22 protein-coding genes are annotated in these 17,993 nt (G+C 46.6%); 13 read left to right on the forward strand and 9 right to left on the reverse strand.

Translation table 11 applies throughout. The annotated features are described in order from the left end of the window. Nucleotides 1-85 precede the first annotated feature (85 nt). Nucleotides 86-373: a hypothetical protein gene (locus tag NIES2104_RS03030; protein ID WP_202815028.1), complete on the forward strand. Its 288-nt coding sequence runs from the start codon at nucleotides 86-88 to the stop codon at nucleotides 371-373. Here NIES2104_RS03030 and NIES2104_RS03035 read toward each other — a convergent pair. Beyond that, nucleotides 370-1,272, reverse strand: a complete 903-nt coding sequence (locus NIES2104_RS03035) for a LysR family transcriptional regulator (RefSeq protein ID WP_058995627.1) — start codon at nucleotides 1,270-1,272, stop codon at nucleotides 370-372. The two genes, NIES2104_RS03030 and NIES2104_RS03035, sit on opposite strands and share 4 nt — an antisense overlap. A gap of 238 nt (nucleotides 1,273-1,510) precedes the next feature. Here NIES2104_RS03035 and NIES2104_RS03040 point away from each other — a divergent pair, with 238 nt between their 5' ends. The 6 genes from NIES2104_RS03040 to NIES2104_RS03065 all read left to right on the forward strand — a co-directional run bounded on the left by NIES2104_RS03040 (nucleotide 1,511) and on the right by NIES2104_RS03065 (nucleotide 5,712). Then, nucleotides 1,511-2,527 (forward strand): sulfate/molybdate ABC transporter ATP-binding protein, encoded by a 1,017-nt coding sequence (locus NIES2104_RS03040; RefSeq protein WP_058995628.1) that lies wholly within the window; start codon nucleotides 1,511-1,513, stop codon nucleotides 2,525-2,527. A gap of 132 nt (nucleotides 2,528-2,659) precedes the next feature. After that, entirely contained in the window at nucleotides 2,660-3,121 is a 462-nt protein-coding gene (locus NIES2104_RS03045; protein ID WP_082689919.1) for an Rrf2 family transcriptional regulator, read from the forward strand. A 169-nt stretch (nucleotides 3,122-3,290) separates the two neighbouring features. Beyond that, nucleotides 3,291-3,710 (forward strand): hypothetical protein, encoded by a 420-nt coding sequence (locus tag NIES2104_RS03050; RefSeq protein WP_058995630.1) that lies wholly within the window; start codon nucleotides 3,291-3,293, stop codon nucleotides 3,708-3,710. A gap of 2 nt (nucleotides 3,711-3,712) precedes the next feature. Next, complete coding sequence (locus NIES2104_RS03055) at nucleotides 3,713-4,510, forward strand: sulfite exporter TauE/SafE family protein (RefSeq protein ID WP_058995632.1); 798 nt, start codon at nucleotides 3,713-3,715, stop codon at nucleotides 4,508-4,510. A 20-nt stretch (nucleotides 4,511-4,530) separates the two neighbouring features. After that, nucleotides 4,531-4,812 carry an NIL domain-containing protein gene (locus NIES2104_RS03060; RefSeq protein ID WP_058995634.1) on the forward strand — a complete coding sequence of 94 codons (282 nt, stop codon included), beginning with the start codon at nucleotides 4,531-4,533 and terminating at the stop codon, nucleotides 4,810-4,812. An 87-nt stretch (nucleotides 4,813-4,899) separates the two neighbouring features. After that, nucleotides 4,900-5,712, forward strand: coding sequence for a prohibitin family protein (locus NIES2104_RS03065; RefSeq protein WP_059001536.1), 813 nt, complete (start codon nucleotides 4,900-4,902; stop codon nucleotides 5,710-5,712). Here the strand turns inward: NIES2104_RS03065 and NIES2104_RS03070 are convergent. Genes NIES2104_RS03070 through NIES2104_RS03100 form a run of 7 tightly spaced genes read right to left on the reverse strand, consistent with a single transcriptional unit; the run spans nucleotide 5,703 to nucleotide 10,901 of the window. Next, nucleotides 5,703-6,128, reverse strand: a complete 426-nt coding sequence (locus tag NIES2104_RS03070; RefSeq protein ID WP_058995636.1) for a DUF1634 domain-containing protein — start codon at nucleotides 6,126-6,128, stop codon at nucleotides 5,703-5,705. The genes NIES2104_RS03065 and NIES2104_RS03070 overlap by 10 nt on opposite strands. Beyond that, nucleotides 6,129-6,965, reverse strand: coding sequence for a sulfite exporter TauE/SafE family protein (locus tag NIES2104_RS03075; protein WP_058995638.1), 837 nt, complete (start codon nucleotides 6,963-6,965; stop codon nucleotides 6,129-6,131). 15 nt (nucleotides 6,966-6,980) lie between these two features. Then, nucleotides 6,981-7,688, reverse strand: a complete 708-nt coding sequence (locus tag NIES2104_RS03080; protein WP_058995640.1) for a phosphatase PAP2 family protein — start codon at nucleotides 7,686-7,688, stop codon at nucleotides 6,981-6,983. Continuing rightward, nucleotides 7,688-8,095 (reverse strand): YidH family protein, encoded by a 408-nt coding sequence (locus NIES2104_RS03085; protein ID WP_058995642.1) that lies wholly within the window; start codon nucleotides 8,093-8,095, stop codon nucleotides 7,688-7,690. The genes NIES2104_RS03080 and NIES2104_RS03085 overlap by 1 nt, the downstream gene beginning before the upstream one ends. A gap of 15 nt (nucleotides 8,096-8,110) precedes the next feature. Then, entirely contained in the window at nucleotides 8,111-8,728 is a 618-nt protein-coding gene (locus NIES2104_RS03090) for a hypothetical protein (RefSeq protein WP_156426856.1), read from the reverse strand. Beyond that, nucleotides 8,725-9,441 carry a cadmium resistance transporter gene (locus NIES2104_RS03095; protein WP_058995643.1) on the reverse strand — a complete coding sequence of 239 codons (717 nt, stop codon included), beginning with the start codon at nucleotides 9,439-9,441 and terminating at the stop codon, nucleotides 8,725-8,727. The genes NIES2104_RS03090 and NIES2104_RS03095 overlap by 4 nt, the downstream gene beginning before the upstream one ends. Continuing rightward, on the reverse strand, nucleotides 9,438-10,901 hold the full coding sequence (locus tag NIES2104_RS03100; protein WP_058995645.1) for an APC family permease: 1,464 nt from the start codon (nucleotides 10,899-10,901) through the stop codon (nucleotides 9,438-9,440). The genes NIES2104_RS03095 and NIES2104_RS03100 overlap by 4 nt, the downstream gene beginning before the upstream one ends. Before the next feature lie 561 nt (nucleotides 10,902-11,462). On the opposite strand from NIES2104_RS03100, the gene NIES2104_RS03105 reads away from it, so the two are divergent. From NIES2104_RS03105 to NIES2104_RS33280, 3 genes are all read left to right on the forward strand, one after another. Further along, a complete protein-coding gene (locus NIES2104_RS03105) occupies nucleotides 11,463-12,047 on the forward strand; it encodes a Crp/Fnr family transcriptional regulator (RefSeq protein ID WP_058995647.1) in 585 nt (194 codons plus the stop codon). Nucleotides 12,048-12,378: 331 nt separating this feature from the next. Continuing rightward, nucleotides 12,379-13,353: a sulfurtransferase gene (locus tag NIES2104_RS03110; protein WP_058995649.1), complete on the forward strand. Its 975-nt coding sequence runs from the start codon at nucleotides 12,379-12,381 to the stop codon at nucleotides 13,351-13,353. 309 nt (nucleotides 13,354-13,662) lie between these two features. Continuing rightward, a complete protein-coding gene (locus NIES2104_RS33280) occupies nucleotides 13,663-13,818 on the forward strand; it encodes a hypothetical protein (protein WP_156426858.1) in 156 nt (51 codons plus the stop codon). Nucleotides 13,819-13,990: 172 nt separating this feature from the next. On the opposite strand, the gene NIES2104_RS03115 is transcribed toward NIES2104_RS33280, so the two are convergent. Continuing rightward, nucleotides 13,991-14,293 (reverse strand): hypothetical protein, encoded by a 303-nt coding sequence (locus NIES2104_RS03115; RefSeq protein WP_263970896.1) that lies wholly within the window; start codon nucleotides 14,291-14,293, stop codon nucleotides 13,991-13,993. A gap of 323 nt (nucleotides 14,294-14,616) precedes the next feature. Here NIES2104_RS03115 and NIES2104_RS03120 point away from each other — a divergent pair, with 323 nt between their 5' ends. Genes NIES2104_RS03120 through NIES2104_RS03130 form a run of 3 tightly spaced genes read left to right on the forward strand, consistent with a single transcriptional unit; the run spans nucleotide 14,617 to nucleotide 17,938 of the window. After that, complete coding sequence (locus NIES2104_RS03120) at nucleotides 14,617-16,026, forward strand: ATP-binding protein (RefSeq protein WP_058995651.1); 1,410 nt, start codon at nucleotides 14,617-14,619, stop codon at nucleotides 16,024-16,026. Nucleotides 16,027-16,079: 53 nt separating this feature from the next. After that, nucleotides 16,080-16,553, forward strand: coding sequence for a CRR6 family NdhI maturation factor (locus tag NIES2104_RS03125; protein WP_058995654.1), 474 nt, complete (start codon nucleotides 16,080-16,082; stop codon nucleotides 16,551-16,553). Between the two features lie 32 nt (nucleotides 16,554-16,585). Beyond that, a complete protein-coding gene (locus NIES2104_RS03130; RefSeq protein WP_058995656.1) occupies nucleotides 16,586-17,938 on the forward strand; it encodes a lipopolysaccharide biosynthesis protein in 1,353 nt (450 codons plus the stop codon). Nucleotides 17,939-17,993: the final 55 nt, after the last annotated feature.

The following is a 17,993-nucleotide window of genomic DNA, read 5'->3' on the forward strand; positions in this document are numbered from 1 at the left end:
TAGTTATTAAAACAACAAAAAAGAATGCTTGTTTTTATCGGTGTAAATGTTTAACGTAAAAGCATATTGAGTGGGGATAATGCAAATGAGCTATACCGAAATTGATTGGCAACCGTTCCTTGATCGACTGCAATATCGAAACGGCGATCGCCTCCCTGTATATCCAGGAAATCTAAAAGCCGATTTGCTGGCTTATTCGGGTTTGACAGGTGATGCACAAGGTGAAATGGTTTATCAGCTTGCAGTCGAAATTTCACGGCTGACGACCTGCTGTGAGCCAGAGATTATCTATTGGTTCTCGCGGCTGATTCGTTTAACGACTGCTTCATCGGCGGAAGTCGATCGACAAACGTTGATGATACGAAACATCTAGATTAGAAATTGCTCAAATGCTTCAATCACTTGTGTTTGAAACCGCTTCTGATGTTTTAGCTTGAGAATCGGTTGCACAATGTCTAGTTTATTGCCTTCAGGATCAACGACTTGAACTGCCCAGAGAGTTTCAAGTTTGAGTTCTTTCTGAATCATTAATTCTGGTAGTGCTGCCGCTCCGACTCCTTGTTCGACCACGGCTTTGACCATTTCGCTTGTACTTAGCACTAACGCGATCGACAACGGTGATTCGACCTGCCAACGATGCAAGGCTTGTTCAAACATCTGTTGTGCCCCTGAGCCAGATTCTCGCATCACCCACTGGCTCGTGGCAAGTTGTGCGGTGTCGATCGTCGATTGACCAAACCAAGGATGGGTTTGACCGACCACAATTTTCAATCGTTCTTGACCGACCGATTCTTGCAGCAGGTGTTCTTGAAACGATTGCTTTACTTCACCTGTGACTAGTCCAAGATCAAACCGTCCCAGAGAGGTTCCTTCTCCGATTTCCTCCGCGTTGCCGAGGATGCAGTGCACATAAATACCGGGGTATTGTTGCTTGAAGCGACTAATGCGATCGGGGAGCCAATAGTTTCCGATCGTCAAACTTGAGCCAATCTTCAGTTCGCCGCGTTGAAGATTGTTCAATTCTCTTAATTGCCGCTCTGTAAAGGCAACTTGATCGAGAATTTTCTGAGCTTCGATCTGAAGAAGTTGTCCCGCATTTGTGATTTCAATCCGGCGACCAATGCGGTGAAATAGCTTCACGCTGTATTCTGCTTCGATCGTTTGAATCGCAGCGCTCACAGCAGGTTGAGTAATGTACAGTGTTTCGGCTGCACGAGTGAAATGCAAATGCTCTGCAACGGCTAAAAAAATTCGCAACTGTTCAAGTGTCATTGAAATCGCAGAGTCCGCTTTAACTTTAACGGCTTTTTTATTGTGTTTGCCTTAATATACTATTAAACTCACATAAGTCGAGCGAAGAAACGGGGAATGATTTTGCATTCATTCAACCCAATTTCAGCTTAATGGCAAAAACGAACAGTGCTAAAAGTTACACATCTTCTCAATGAGCTGTAATATACTGTAGCCTAATAGACAAAATGTAGATAAAGGACTGAAGGAGCAGAGTGCGGTGGGAATCGAAATTCAAGATGTATCGAAGCACTACGGATCGTTTCACGCGGTCGATCGAGTTAATCTCAGCATTAAAACAGATTCTTTAGTGGCGCTGCTAGGTCCTTCAGGATCGGGAAAATCCACCTTACTGAGAATGATCGCGGGACTGGAGCAACCCGACGAGGGGCGAATTGCTCTACTCGGACGCGATGCCACTCACATCCCCGTACAGAAACGGAACATTGGATTTGTGTTTCAGCACTATGCCTTGTTCAAACATCTGACAATTCGGCAGAATATTGGATTCGCGCTGGATCTTCGCAAGACTTCCAAAGCCAGAGTTCGGGAGCGGGTAGAGGAATTGTTGGCGCTGATTCAACTGCAAGGACTAGGCGATCGCTATCCATCTCAGCTATCAGGTGGACAGCGGCAGCGGGTAGCGCTGGCGCGGGCGTTGGCGGTTCAACCTCAAGTGTTACTGCTCGATGAACCTTTTGGGGCGTTGGATGCGAAGGTGCGGAAAGAGCTTCGGACTTGGTTGCGTCACTTGCATGAAGAAGTGAGTGTGACGACTGTTTTTGTGACGCACGATCAAGAAGAAGCGATGGAAGTGGCAGATGAAATTGTGGTGATGAATCAAGGGAAAGTCGAGCAGGTGGGAACTGCAACCGATATCTATGATCATCCAGCGAGTGCGTTTGTGATGAGCTTTATTGGTCCGGTCAACGTTGTTCCGGTACATTCGGGAATTCTGCCGATCGGTAATAAGGTGTTGGAGAGCGATCGCGTCTTTTTACGTCCGCATGACATTGACATTGATCTAACCGCGTCGGCTGATACGGTTCCGGCACAAGTCGATCGTATTGTGCATCTGGGCTGGGAAGTCATCGTCGAAGTCCGGTTGGAATCTGGGGAATTGATCACAGTGAATTTGGGGCGCGATCGATTTAATCAGATTGAACTGCGATCGGATCAACGGGTTCATCTCAAGCCGAAGTCAGTGAAAACGTTTCCGGCTTATGCACTGAAATAGGTGTGAGTTCAAAAAAAGCTCTCTTGCTGCGGACGTAATCCATGTGAGAGGGCTTTCTGAATGATTTCATGTGTCAGAATTTAGCGATCGTACGGTAAACTACACTAAGCCGATCAAATAAGTGTAGTTTAGATGCAAGCGAACTTTCAGATGTGTACCCTGCTCGAACTGTCTGCCAAGGTTGAATATACGTTGCTGGCGCTTCTAGAACTCGCAAGCCACCTTCATCATCCTTATCCACTGACGGCAGCGGCAATTAATGAAAAGCATCAAATCCCTGAACGATATCTTGAGCAGATTCTAGCCACCTTGAGACGGGGCGGACTCGTTCACAGTCATCGCGGCTCGAAAGGTGGATTTGTTCTGGCACGTGAACCGCATGAGATTACGTTGCTCGATGTTGTGACGCTGATGGACGGTGAACGTAAACAGCGAAATCTTGATGCAGCATCCACGGTCGAGCGGGAAATGATTTACAAAATTTGGCAGGAAAACGATTTGCGATCGCAGCAGTTTTTATCGACTATCACCCTTAAAGATCTCCGCCAACAGAGAGATGCTCTCCTGCAAGCAAATCCAATGTACTATATTTAACTTGCTTTGTTTCCTTTATAAAGCTCAGACGCTTTCTTCAGTCGTTTGAGCTTATAGAAATACGTAAGGTTGTGTTCTATTTGTAAATTACGGTAATTCTATCGGATTATCGATCTCCAGTTTCTTTTCTGGTAAAATACGGTAAGTTTATCGATTTGCTAGGTTTTGCATGAAAGAACTGAGAAGAGAACAGGACGCAACGACCGAAATAGAGTTGAAGGGGATTTCCTTCAAAAAGGCGCGAGGTTGGCTGTTATTTGCGATCGGATGGCTTCTTTCTCCCTTGTGTTGGTGGAACGATCTGATTTTCAACCTGCCTGTTGCGTATGGATTTGGCTATCTTTGTAGCTTGTTCTCTTCGAGCTGGATGCTGCCGGGAACGATTGTTGGATATTGGTTCTCCAACTTAATTGGAATTTTGTTAATGCAGGCAGGCGCGATCGATGTCTTTCAATCGCAAGAACGCAATCTGAAAAAAGAACTGTTCTGGGGTGTGGTTTCTTCTTCGATTTTCACGATCGTTGTCGTCGCTCTAATTCAGCTAAAAGTTCTTGATCTGCCCGTTGACTTGCTAGTCAGAGGTCAGTAGCAATGGAGTATGTATTACTAACTTCGCTGAGCTTTGGAGTCGGAATTGTAGTAGGACTCACTGGAATCGGGGGCGCGTCACTGATTACGCCGATGTTAGTGTTTTTGTTTCAAGTGCCTCCTTCGGTTGCGGTCAGTTCTGATGTGGTGGCTGCAACTTTGATGAAAGTAATTGGCGGGGCGAAACACTGGAGGCAGCAAACAGTCGATTGTACTGCTGTGAAATGGTTAGCGATGGGAAGTGTACCCGGATCGCTGTTTGGTGTGACGTTGCTGCATCGGTGGCGCAATATTGAGAGCTTCAATTTAGATGAATTATTGTTGCATCTAATCGGGTATGCGATTTTACTAGTAGCGGCGACTGCTTTGGTGCAATTGTTGCTGATGACGTTTGCGCCTGAGTGGGAATTGCCGACGTTACCTAAGTTGAATTTGGAAACGTGGAAAGGGCGAGGAAATGCGATCGCACTTGGCGCAGTTCTCGGTTGTATTGTTGGACTGACTAGCGTTTCGTCAGGCTCGATGTTCGCGCTGGTCTTGATTGCGTTCTTTCAGCTTGATGCTCGGAAGCTCGTCGGAACGGATTTAGCTCAGGCGGCGATTTTACTGACGTTTACATCGATCGGGCATTTGACACTCGGAACTGTAGACTGGGGCTTGGTGATTCCGATTTGGTTGGGTTCTGTACCGGGAGTGTTGATTGGTGCAAGACTTTGTAAGCTGATACCACAACGCCCGCTACGGTTTTGTATCTATCTATTGTTAGTGATGGTGAGTTGGAAGTTAGCACACACCGCTTAATCATTGAGAGGTAACAAGCAATGACCCCACTGAGATATCAACCTTTGAATCGTGTTCGACTTCGGTTAGAAATTCCGGCTTCGTATTATCAAGAACCCATTCTTTCACGTTTAGTTTCACAGTTTAAGCTCGTTGTGAATATTATCGAAGCTCAGCTTAGTCGAGAGAATACGATCGACAGCTATTGCGATATAGAACTACGCGGAACCCCGCAGCAAATTAACCAAGGATTAAACTATCTCAAGTCTTTGAACGTTCAGATCGTGGGAAAACCGAATACTGTTGAGGAAGATTGGTACTGATGAGGTGAACTATGGCATTCGTTGTATATTAACGGAAGTTCGATCGTGAACTGAATCTTTTGAACTCTCATTTTGAAACCGCTGAACGTGCCAAAGAATAACCAAGAGTCTCAAATTGCTTTCAAAGTCATTTTGGTTTTGCTTTGTTTAGCATTGCTTTCGAGCTTTTTCGCGATTGTCAATGCGGGAGAGCGCGGTGTTTTGATGCGATTTGGTGCGGTGCAGGACACGGTATTATCAGAAGGCATTCATCCCATTTTACCGATCGTTTATACCGTTGAGAAATTGAGTGTTCGCGTTCAGAGTCAAGAAATTTCCGCAGAAGCCTCTTCTAGAGACTTGCAGAATGTGTATGCCGATGTTGCCCTCAATTGGCACATCATTCCAACGGAAGCTCATCGACTGTATCAGGAGATCGGGAATAAGCAAGCGGTGATCGAGCGAATTATTAGTCCAGCCGTGGAAGAAGTGCTTAAAGCGGTAATGGCGAAGTATACGGCAGAAGCGATTGTTACAGAACGGGGAACGGTCAAAGCGGAAGTGGATCAGGCATTAACAAAACGATTACAGCCGTATCATATTGCAGTTGATGATTTGTCGTTAGTACATATCAAATTTTCGGAGCGGTTTCGCGAAGCAGTAGAAGCGAAACAAGTTGCAGAACAAGAAGCAAAACGGGCAGAATTTGTCGCACTCAGAGCAGTAAGAGAGGCAGAAGCGATCGCGAATCGTGCCAGAGGAGAAGCCGCCGCTCAACAATTATTACAACCAGGATTAACGCCTGAGATACTGCAAAGACAAGCGATCGAGAAATGGAATGGAAATCTACCGCTGATCGTAGGTGGTGAAGGAGTGAAACTTTTTGATCTGAAGCAATTGGTTGAAACAGGTCAAAAATAAGCCCCAACAAAGCTATAAATCAATCCAGAGAGTACCAAAGCTGTGATGGTAAGGTAAGTAAAATCGCGCCACCGCAGGAATGCAATAAAGCAGAGCAGTACTCGTAAAATTGGGGTTGCAATCAGCACGACTAAGCCGAATTGAATGATGCCGCGACGATGACCTGTCAGCATCGAAGTGATAATTCCAGGCAGCGATCGATACATGGCAGGTTCACCCCGAAACACTCGATAATCCACAGATTCGCTACCGTGACGCATGAGATAAAGAACGCCGCCGATTAGAACTATCAGACTCGATAGCCAAACACCGCATTGCAGAAGAGTGCTAATCGATCGTTCTAACTGAGCTTCATGAGAAGGAACAATCGGCTGAGGCTCGATCGATGAAATTCTTGGGTCTGCATCTTGATACATCTACACCCCTCCTGCCAGACTGTTGTATACCATTTTGAGCGCCATCACAACGAGGACTACACTAAATAGAATTCGTAACAGTTGAGTTTTTGCACCGACTAAAACTTTTGCACCGAGCAACGCACCCGGAAACACACCCAACATCACAGGCATTGATAAACCCGGATCAATGTAACCACGAGCGAGATAAACTCCCGCAGAAGCCGCAGCAGTCACACCAATCATGAAATTGCTCGTCGTGGTTGAAACTTTAAACGGTAGCTTCATCGCTTGATCCATTGCTAACACTTTGAAGCCGCCTGATCCAATGCCTAACAAGCCAGACAATGCACCCGCAATTACCATAATGCTAAATCCAGTGGACACTGATCGAGCTTCATAAGCGATCGCACCATTCGGAGTCGGACAAGTTCCATTTAGATGCAATTGTGCTGCAAGTGGATCGATTGTTTCTGTGTCGCAGAACTCTGATCGAGGTTGTTGAGCTAAATATGCGGAATACAACAATGTGATTGCTAACACGATCGACAACATTTTCACCGATACAAAGGTTGCCATCAATGCGCCAATCAGTGCACCGATCACCGTTGCAACTTCTAAAAACATACCGATTCTTAGATTTGTAAAGCCTTGTTTGATATACGTCGATGCGGCTCCTGAAGAAGTCGCGATCACAGAAACTAAAGAAGCCCCGATCGCATATCGAATATCAATGCCAAAGACTGAAGTCAACAAAGGAACTAAAACCACTCCGCCGCCCAGTCCAGTTAGTGCCCCCAGAAATCCAGCGACAAATGATCCAAACCAAACCAGCAGCGAAAATTCTAGAATGTTCAAGGCAAATCAATCCTTTTAACTTTGAGTGGATTGTAATTCATCCGGTAGCACAGTCGTTTGATCGATCGATGATTCAAGCTGAGGACGAATCACTAAGCGAACCCCGATCGACCAAGCGAGAGAAATCATCCAGCCTGCCAAAATATCACTGGGAAAATGGACTCCAAGATAAAGACGAGTCCAAGCAATGACTAAAACAAACAGTCCACCGATCGCGCTAATCCACCCACACCAGCGACTACCCCACGCCAAGATCACTAAAACTGCAACCAGTGTCATACTCGACATCGCATGACCGCTCGGAAACGAAAAATCCGTATGCGGTGTGAGAGAGTCCCAGAAATCAGGACGATCGCGATGCAACCAAACTTTTGCAATCCGGTTGATCATTGCACTTCCAAGCAACGTCACCAGTAGATAAGTAAGCTTGCGCCATCGACGTTGATACAACAATCCAATCGAAATCACTGCCGACACCGGAAACACTCCGTAGAACACGCCCAAAGGTGTAATCATGAGTGCAATGCGGTCGAGAATCGGATTATGGGTGCTATGAATCGCAAACAGAATCGAGCGATCCCAGGCAAATGCCCCTTGATTCAGAACAACGATCGTGAATTGTTCCACAACAATCAGCGGCAGAACAACACCGAGGAACAGTAGCAATAATGACTGCCATCGAGCCGCTAGAAGTTGTTGAAAGAATTGTGGAAATGATCTCATTATTCAATCACCACTGCATTCAAGAGTTCTAGCGGAACCGTGAAAACATAGTAGATTACGCCTAATCCGAGAAGTACGATCGTTAAACTCGAAAGAATCACCCAGCGGTCCGGAGGTTCGTAAGTATCTTCCTCGATGTCATTGCGAACAGCGAAATAATGTTGAGTAGATAGAAAGACCGAGAGAATTCCAGCGATCGAGAATGCAAGTCCCAGCTTCCAACCTGCTCCGGGAGGTTGAGGAGCCATCGGCGGGCGCAGAATTCGTAAACGCACAATCAGCACTCCAAACCCCATCAGTGCGATACCACTCCGCATCCAAGCAAGATAGGTGCGCTCGTTTGCTAGATGATCCCGAATGCGATTAGGATTGAGTCTTTTTGGTTTGTCTCGGAGTTCTGCGCTCATAAACTTCAACTCTTACTAATCTTCGATTGGAGCATTTGGAGCAGTGGTTTCAACACTAGCTAAAGTTAGATTCGGAATCGGTAAAGCACTTTCAGCCGATGCAGTCAGCATCTTTGCGGGCGGCAAGTTCAATTCAATTTCACCGTTTGGATTCGCCTTCGCAATCAGTTGAGTGCCGCTGACAAATTGCAGCGCTACGGGTTCTGTTAACTCTGGTTGACCCGCCAGTTTCGCGCCTGCGGGTAAGTAAATTCCATCACAGTTCCAATCATCGCTAGTTGCTTGCCCAGTTGCGAGATAATACAACGCGATCGGCTGAGCCGTTTTCTTCGCTTTGTGAGCATAAACCCCGATCGTATGTCCAGTTTCATTACGGCACTGTGACCATTCAGAAGCCGTTTCCAGAATGTACTTCTGTAAGTTCAATGCTCCCAGCTTTTGTTCAATCTCAACCGGACTCAGATCCGAAGATTGCGGATCAGATTGCGCTTTGAGCAAATCCGCGATCGCAGTTGTGACTTCTGTGTATTCAGGCAAGGTTGTAAACTTTGGTGGATCTGCCAGCACTGGGAACGCAAAACTAAACAATGCAGCAAGTGTCACCAAAATCACCATCAATCGTTTCATCATCATTCTCCTAAATCTTTGGAAAAAGTTGGAACATGCGATCGCATGAGATGAATCAATCCCATGCTGCTCAAAACTAAAGCAATCACAGTCAATCCACGGTCTTCGAGCGTGTGACTATCAATCAAAATCAACACACCCAAACCAATCAGAACAAACGGTACTAATTGATTGCCGTATCGGGTGAGCGATTGTGCGATCGTATCCACACGAGTCAATCGATACGCGGCATAGCACCAGATCCCAACCATCGAGAAAAAGGTCGTCACAATCACGAGCAAACTTTCCCAAGTCGCACTGGCAAACAACGGCACATAGATACCAATGTTGTCGCCGCCATTCGCAAACGTAACGGCTGCCACACTATAAGTTTGCGGAGCGAGAAAGCTCGTGAACCAATTGCCTTCTGGTTGCTCATCGGAAATCTCATCGTCATCATCTTCGGAGTCAGGACTGAGCAGTCGAGACATCCCGATCGCGATTGGAACCAGTCCAAGCAAGCCAATCCAGGGACGCGGAAAGAATGCACTTCCAAAGAAACTCGGCAAGGTTGCTAGGACTAATGCTCCAAATCCTAAATACTGTCCTGCAACAATGTGCCGCCGTCGAAATAGAGCAGTCACTTGTGAGAAGAATAGCATCAGAATCACAATGTCATCTAGATTCGTTGCCACAAACGCGGTGATTCCAGTCGTAAAAGCTTTGATCAGTTCTGTCATGATTCATCTACTCGATTTGGGTTCGCATGCTGGGCGTGAATTGCCTCAATCGATCGCTGCATTTGTCGCACTAATCGAGGCGATCGATACCGCTGAAACACAAACCAGCTAAAACCAGCCGCAATATACAGCGCGAACAAATACGGGAAAACATTCGCAGGAGCTTCAGGAGCGGGAAACAGATCACTACCCGGAATCCCGATCGTTCCAATGAGCGGCAGAGCCATAAATCCCACACCCAAAACGGAGAACACTACATTCACCGGGCGCAATTCGCCTAATCGATGCAGGTAAACCGGAGCCGCGATCGAGATCAAAATGTACACCAGCAAAAAGCCGTAAGTACAAATCGTGCCAAAGTATCCTTGACTATCAAACGGTGAGACCCCGAACAATACAACCGCAGTCGGGATCACAAAAGTTAAGAGTGAAGCAAGCGCGATCGAGGTATGCGGAGTCATATTCTCTTCGTGCGAAGCGCCAAGGGAAGTGTGAAATACACCATGCCGCGCCATTAAAAACATCACTCGTGCAGTCGGATTAATACAGCCTAATGTGCAAGTAAAGAAACTGAGCAATGCACCCAAGCTAATGATAATTCCTAAAAAATCAACGCCTGCTTGATGTGCTAAGAAATCTAATGGAGCTTCAGTTTTGGCTAAATCAGCAGATACGCCTTGAAATCCCAAAACTTCCACATACGCCATGAAGATAAAGAACAATCCCGCCAAAATCGTACTTTGCATCACCGATTTAGGAATGGACTTCAAGGGATCTTTGGCTTCATCTCCGAGTGACGTTGAACTTTCAAAGCCAGAGAATCCGAAGACCACGAGCACAATTCCGGCTGTGATCCCGCCTGGTGTCGCATTTTGCAGGGTGAGCTGTGCGGGATCGATCGCGAATCCATGATGTCCCCAAATCAGCACACCAAGCAGGAGAATTGAAGAGATCGAGGCTCCTTCGAGCAGTAACATCACCTTGGCGGATAGCTGAATATCTTTGTGTGCCGCATACCAAGCCGCAGCTACTCCGACCGCAAACAGCGTCAGAATGTGTGTTTGAATGCCCACATAGTCCAGCAGCTTTTGACCAAAGATTGCAAAGCCGCATAGGGTAGACATTCCAGTGAACAAGTACGCCAGAATCAATCCCCAACCGCTTAACACGCCAGCAGTCGGACCCAACCCTTTTACAACATAAGAATAGAGTGATCCCGGTGATGCAGAGCGACGTGCAAACTGATTGATATTGACCCCAACAAAGACGAGTCCAATCATCCCTAGCAGAAAGCTGAGCCAAGTCCCATTTCCTGATGAAGCGAAAATTAAGCCCATTACCGCCGCTGGAACAGTCGTCGGAGCGAGAACGGCAAAAGATTGAGCTAATACCTCGCCGTAGGAAAGACATTCCCGTTTTAACCCATGCACACTGGGACGAATCGGAATTTCAGCGGTCATGATGAGCGTTCCTTAGATCAATAGTGGGTCTAAATGAAGGAGTGAAATCCGGTTTTCTCAATTCAAAAGCGCTTTTTAACAATCTGACTCTCACTTTATTCCTAACCTCTAATAGAAGCAAGTAGTCTTTTTTGTTGAGATGATAAATCTAATTAATCAAAACAGAATGTTATAGAACCATGAGATATATTTACCTATTACTAAGGTTTAAACTCTAAACCAGCAGAGAATCTCAGCGTTTATTTAGGTTTTGTATTATTCTCAATTTCGCCTAATCCGAGCATTTTCTAGTAGATTCTATTCATTCACAACCAGAGAGAATATACAAAAATAATTTTCACAAAGTTTCTCTAGATAGTGGGGTTTGTAGAACAAAAGATACTTGAAGTTTTGGAACACGTAAAAAAGTGATCGAGACTTTTCCTAATCACCTCCAACACATTGTTTTAGGTCAACTGTTTTACAAATTCGTCGATCGTGTTACCATCTAAGCTAATTAATACGGTAATTTGGTCAAGTTATCGTAATTAAATCATCTAGAATCTCGATACAAAGGTCGCCATGCACTCCACAGTCATTTCTCGATCGCTCATTCAATCTGAAATTCGGTTGTTCAAACGTCGATCGACGCTCCCGCTCAGACAAATCTCACTTTGGCGGATTGAATCGGGCGTGGTGCGGATGGTGACTTGGCTTGAAGATGGCTCAACCGTGACCTTAGGACTATGTGGGGCAGGCGATGTGGTCGGAACTCATCTATCTGCGATCGAGCCTTATCAGATTGAGTGTCTCACCGATGTAGAAGCCACTCCACTTTCACCAGATGAATGGTTTCCGAGTCCAGAGCAACTTCTAGCACGAGTGCAACAAGCAGAAGAGTTTATGTTGATTCGCAGCCATCGTCGGGTCGAAGAAATGTTGTTAAAGCTGCTGACCTGGCTCGGTAAGAAATTCGGACGGAAAGTGAGCAAAGGACATTTGATTGAACTGCGATTAACTCATCAAGACATCGCAGAACTATTGGGAACGACTCGTGTGACGATTACTCGCGTGCTAAAACAGTTCGAGCAACAAGGCATCGTTCAACGCTTGCCGAATCATCTTACATTGCTACAGCCCGATGCGGTATGGCACTACGACATTTAGCAAAGTGTTGACAGAGCTTCTCGATCGCCCCTGCCCCTTCGGATCTCCCATCATGAATAGTGCAACTCCCCTTCTAACGTTGACGTTATTTTGCGTCATTAGCCTGGTTATTTTGCTCACACTGCTGTTTGTCCCTTCAATCACGAGAGGACAGTTTTGAGGCACGCTTTCAACGCACATCAATCCTGAAAATCGAGAATTTTCGATGCAATAGGGCTTGTGATTTTTGCAGCTTTGTGAAATTTTTAAAATAAATTGATCCAGTAAATCGATCAATTTACCGTAGTTTTGTTTGCATTCTCATTACAGTCAACACTTTCAGGTTAAAGTCATGATTCGGAAGTTATTGCGCTCCAGGCTTAAAAAGTCTAAAGTTCTGGCAGTGCTAGCAGCATTTCTCGTGAGTCTGATTGCAATTCCAGCATTCTCGTTTTCGCCATTAATGGCGAGTCAAAGCACAAAGGTTCAGTTTGTTTCACCGGATTGGGTTGCAAAAAATAGTAGCGATCGCGCTCTCCGTGTTCTAGATGTCCGCATCAATCCGCTAGAGTACTTTGCAGGTCACTTACCGAATGCAGTTCATATTGCTGACAATACATTTCGCGGTCCAAATGGCTTATTGCCTGTGCAGTATTGGAACACAAGCAAACTGGGAGAGCTTTTCTCACAAGCAGGTGTGTCGCGCAATAGTCGCGTTCTAGTGTACTCGGAGGGACGAGACATTCTAGGAGCAACAATGGTCGCTTATCTATTAGAGCGATCGGGCGTGAGAGATATTGCTGTGTTGGATGGCGGATATGCTGCCTATAAAGCTTCTGGACAGCCCGTTACACAAGAATTTCCGAAGTACGCACCGACTCGATTCACCGTTCAAGACAATCCTTCGATTCGGGTAACGCTTGCAGATGTGCGCGGTTTTTTGAATCAACCAACTGTGAAATTTATTGATCCCAGACCGCCGAGATTGTTTAGTGGTGAAGAGAAGATCTGGACGCGCAATGGTCACATTCCAGGAGCGCGGAACATTCCTTGGGTAACATTCACTCAAGGCAATGCAGCCACAAATGAAGGCAACTTCCACAAGCTGAAATCCTTGGATGAGATCAAGCAAATTTTGGCATCGAAGAACATTACGCCTGCGGATGATGTGATTGTTTCGTGCAGTACGGGACGAGAAGCAACGCTGCAATATGTGGTGCTAAAGCATTTGCTGGGATATCCCAAAGTTCGAGTGTATGAAGGCTCTTGGACGGAGTACAGCCAATCTGATCTGCCTGTGGAAACGGGTGCAGATAAAGTAGCTTAATTGAAGTCTTAGAAGCAGTGATACAAGTGGGTTGCCTGTGTTTGGGCAGATCTCGCTTGTATCGCTGTTTGATGTTTAGGTGATCAACGCAATACAACATCCATCATGAAATCTATCATTCTCTCTTTGTTTGCTCTTGGAGCAGTTGCGAGTGTTTCGATCGCAATCCCCACTCTGACGAATCATTCATCGATTTTGATGAGTTGCAGATTACCGTCTGATCCCCCTCCTAAAGAGCCGCCTGGATCGGTATAAATCATTCGCACGATCGCTGGTGGGAACCATTACTCGGTCAGGGTCGATCGCTGGATGTCGATCGAGATTTCATCATCTGTAGCAACAGTTGTTACGGAACAACCGGAGCAAGGTGGCAACTATTCCGAGCAGCCTGCTTTGATCGTTACGATTAGCTCAGATGTGCTGTATCCCCCGGTTGAACAAAAGGAACTAGCAGCATCGACCTAATGCCACCTTTGCATGGTTACATTCTGATCAAGGACACGATGCGTTTCTCATCGACACGATCGAGTTAAATCACTTAATCGTTAGATTCTGCCATGCCCTAGCAGTGCAAACCCCTAAAACTCTTGTTCCCTCTCCCTAGGGAGAGGGTTAGGGTGAGGGGCACAATTCCGCCTCAAACCTGCTCCACAGGCACGATCGCCTTCACATACGCCTGATCCGATGCAATCAGCATCCATCCCATTTCTCTAAGCTTCTGATAAGTCGTCCAACCCTTCGAGGCACCGCGAATCTGCAAATCTGGGACACGGTACTGAGGAAACGATGTGTAGGGTGTCCACGGTTGGTGAGCCTGTTCGCGCAGGTGAAGAATCTTCGTGCCTCCGCCCAGTCCAGCTAACCAACACATTTGTCCAGCCATAGCTTTGATCTCCAGTGAAACGACTTCGATGATCAGAAGCTCCAGCGGCAACTGCATCGATTACGCTCACATTATGTCTCTATTTACAGAAAATCATTGATAAAAAGGCAGAACTGTGCTTTACAAACATTCCTCCTTGCGATCGAGTGTTCGCATCTCTGGAATGCGATCGCCCTTATCGAAAATCACGCACTGAAGGGTAGAATGCGAGTTTCCCAATCTTTGGTCGATTTCTCTCCGTAATTTCCGGTTTTTTTTCGGAAACAGGTTGAAACTTCGTCAAAAATTCTGCTTTGCTAGCTCAGATTGCAGCTAGATATAAAAGGGCACCCGTATCGATCTCGTTAGCAGCGTACCCACCTTTCTCCGTAGCACCCGGTATGACCTCAGTTGTAACTTCCGAAATTTCTTTATACGAATTAGTCGCAGGTTCGACCTCGGCACCGCTCGCGATGCAAATCAGTCCGGTTACATTCAAATCACTGATGAGTAGTTTGATTGATCTTGTCGTGGATCAAGATCAGCCTGCCTCGGTCTGGGCGAAATTGCCAAAAGGAGACGCTTGGCAAACGGAATTCGATCGCTATCTGGATCACATCCCGCCCCAGCAACAAGTGTTTTGCTTCAAGAATCAGCGCGATGAATCAATCGAGGAGTCAGCCAGCCTCGAATCCTTTTCGCGTGCTACGACCCCGATCGTACTTCCACTCGACAGCATTTTAAGAAGAGAATACTTTTTCATCGTTTGGTCAAATCAATTTTGCGGGCTGCTCGTCGGACATCGCGCTAGAGCCGTTCAACAAAGCGACACCCCGATCGACGAAGATCCCCCTGAAAAGAAGCAAGCGTTAATGGCGTATCTCGTCATTGATCCAGAAATTGTGCGAAATGCGATCGCTGTCCTTCAGCCCTTAGCGTCCCGACCTGAACCCCTGCCTGAATTTGATCATTTAAATCCCGCTTTAACCAATCAACTTTTAGCGAAACATATTCAACGCCAAGAAGACCTCTGGCAACGAGCTACAACGCATCGCCGCCAAGCTGAAACAGCAAATCTACTTCAGCTTCAAAATGAAGAATTACTCAGTACGATTCGCTTAAAAGACGAGTTTTTGCATACGGTCGGTCAAGAGTTGCGAACACCGCTGACGAATATGAAAACGGCGTTGACATTGCTCAATTCTCCCAGCTTAAAACCCCCTCAAAAACAGCGTTATATGGAACTACTGGTGCGAGAATGCGATCGTCAAAGTTCGCTGATTACCAGTTTGCTCGATCTAGTGAGCTTGGATCAGATGGCAGAGCACACCACGATTCAGGCGTTGAGCGTCGCGGATGTGGTTCCTGGAGTGGTCAGTACCTATCAACCCTTAGCAGAAGAAAAAGGTGTGCGATTGGCGTATACGATCCCGGAGGGTTTACCTGCGATCGCTTGCTTACCCACTTGGTTAAAGCAAATCGTGATTAATCTGCTGCACAACGGGATCAAATTTACGCCACGAGGCGGTCAAGTCTGGGTGAGAGCGAAACAACAAGGAGAATATATCCAGCTTGAATTTCGCGATACTGGGATCGGGATTGCCCAAAGCGAAGTTCCCAAAATCTTCGATCGCTTTTACCGAGTCAGACAGTCCTTTGATGAAGAGACGAGCGGCGCAGGATTGGGATTAACGATCGTGCAGAAATTGTTATTGCACTGCGGGGGATCGATCACGGTGAAAAGCCGTGTCGGAGAAGGTTCGGTGTTCAATGTCTTGTTGCCGATTTACCGAGGACACCAGGAGAGTTGATCGAAGACACACAAATCGTTAGAAGATGAAGAGCAGCTACAGAAGAAATTCTTATGTCAATTGTGATTCATCTCAACGCAGACCATATCGATCGCGTCGATTTAACCCCAGCCATTCACGCGATCGAACCGCTCAAATCCAACATCCGCCAACACGAGCAAACTCTACAATTCACGATCGATTACCCACTCGAACCCGACGACCCGCGCGAATTCTCAGAAATTCCAGAAGTCCGCCTCTGGTTCATTCGGCTCGATGCTTTTTACCCGTGGCTGCCTTTTCTCCTCGACTGGTCACAAAAAGAACTAGGGCGATATGCCGCGATGCTCGTCCCGCATGAAATCCAGAAAACGGGCATCGAATACAACCCCGAAGCGCTCGAAATCTTCGTGATGAGTAAAACGTTTGTGTTGATGACCTGGCTCGAACAGCAGCAAATCGAATCACGATCGCGCCTCAAATCGATGACAAAAACCCTCGGCTACGAATTAGACGATGCCTTTTTCTCTCTCCTAGAAGGACGTTAAGATTAATCTGCGTTCCGACACTAGGTGAATCGATGAAAAATTGGGGTAGAGTCTCTACCTGGATACAGCGAGGCTCACAATCGCTGCGAGGACGAGACGGGACAGCCGCGATCGCACAAACGCTACTGGCTAGAGCGTTTATTATCCTGGTCAATGTCGCCACGGGCACCATCACCGCGAGAATTCTCGGTCCATCAGGACGAGGCGAACAGGCAGCGATGGCGATTTGGCCCCAGTTCTTCGCTTATTCCTTGTCGTTGGGATTACCGAGCGCGTTGCTTTATACACTAAAGCGCTATCCCACGGATCGATCGCGTACTTTCTCCGCTGCTGTTGTTCTCGGTATTTTCATTAGCGTTTTCAGTGGGATTGTCGGATTTATCGCTATTCCGATTTTGATGCAGGGAAAATATGGCGCGGAAGCGATTCAACTCTCTCAGGCGTTAATGTTAGCGGTTCCGATCGTCATTTTCACCGAAGTTCTGCGATCGGCAATGGAAGCCAGCGACGAATTTATCATCGCGAATCAAATCCGCTACATTCCGCCGCTCAGCACTCTGGGATTGCTCATCTTTCTCGCGCTCACTAAACAACTGACTCCGTTTAGTGCGGTGATTTCGTACTGGCTCCCGATGATTCCGATTCTGGTTTGGATGATTGCGTGTGCCCGACGTTTTTTCGTCATTCGATTCACCTATCTGAAAAAATCGTTTCAGCGATTGTTGCATTACGGACTTCGAGCGTATGGCATTGATTTGATTAGCGCACTGGCAGGACAGATTCAGCAAGTTTTAGCCGTTAGTTTGCTGGTTTCGTCCTCAATGGGACTGTATGCGATCGCGTTTAGTCTCTGTCAATTGCTCTATGTCGTTCAAAGCTCGTTTGTCACGGTGCTATTCCCGAAAGCCGCTGCCCGTCCGCTTTCAGAAGTTGTAGAACTGACCGGAAGAGCCGCGAGAATTAGCGGAATTCTTGCCGCTTTGATGGCGATTGTGATGATGATTCTTGCCCCGATCGTGCTCAATCTACTTTATGGAGCCGCATATCTACCCGCAATTCCCGTCTTTCGGATTTTAGCGATCGAAACCGTTCTCGGTGGCATCGCAGTCATTCTTTCACAAGCATTCATGGCAATCGATCGACCGGGAATCGTCACCGTCGTTCAAAGCATCGGGTTAGCGATGGGCATTCCGTTGATTTTGATGCTGACCCCGATATTTGGCTTATTGGGATTAGGACTCGCCTTACTCGCTTCCACGACGATTCGATTGTTCTCCGTTTGGCTGTGCTATCCGATCGTGCTCAAAACTCCGCCGCCTGGTCTATGGTTAACCCGCGAAGATTTCGATTACATGAAACAGCGACTATTGAATAAATTTATTTAGACGAAATTTCTTTCAGAATGCCACCTAAGACACTATCTATCGTTCAAGAGTCTTG

It is taken from the genome of Leptolyngbya sp. NIES-2104 (genome assembly GCF_001485215.1).
In the GTDB taxonomy this organism is placed as follows: domain Bacteria; phylum Cyanobacteriota; class Cyanobacteriia; order Leptolyngbyales; family Leptolyngbyaceae; genus Leptolyngbya.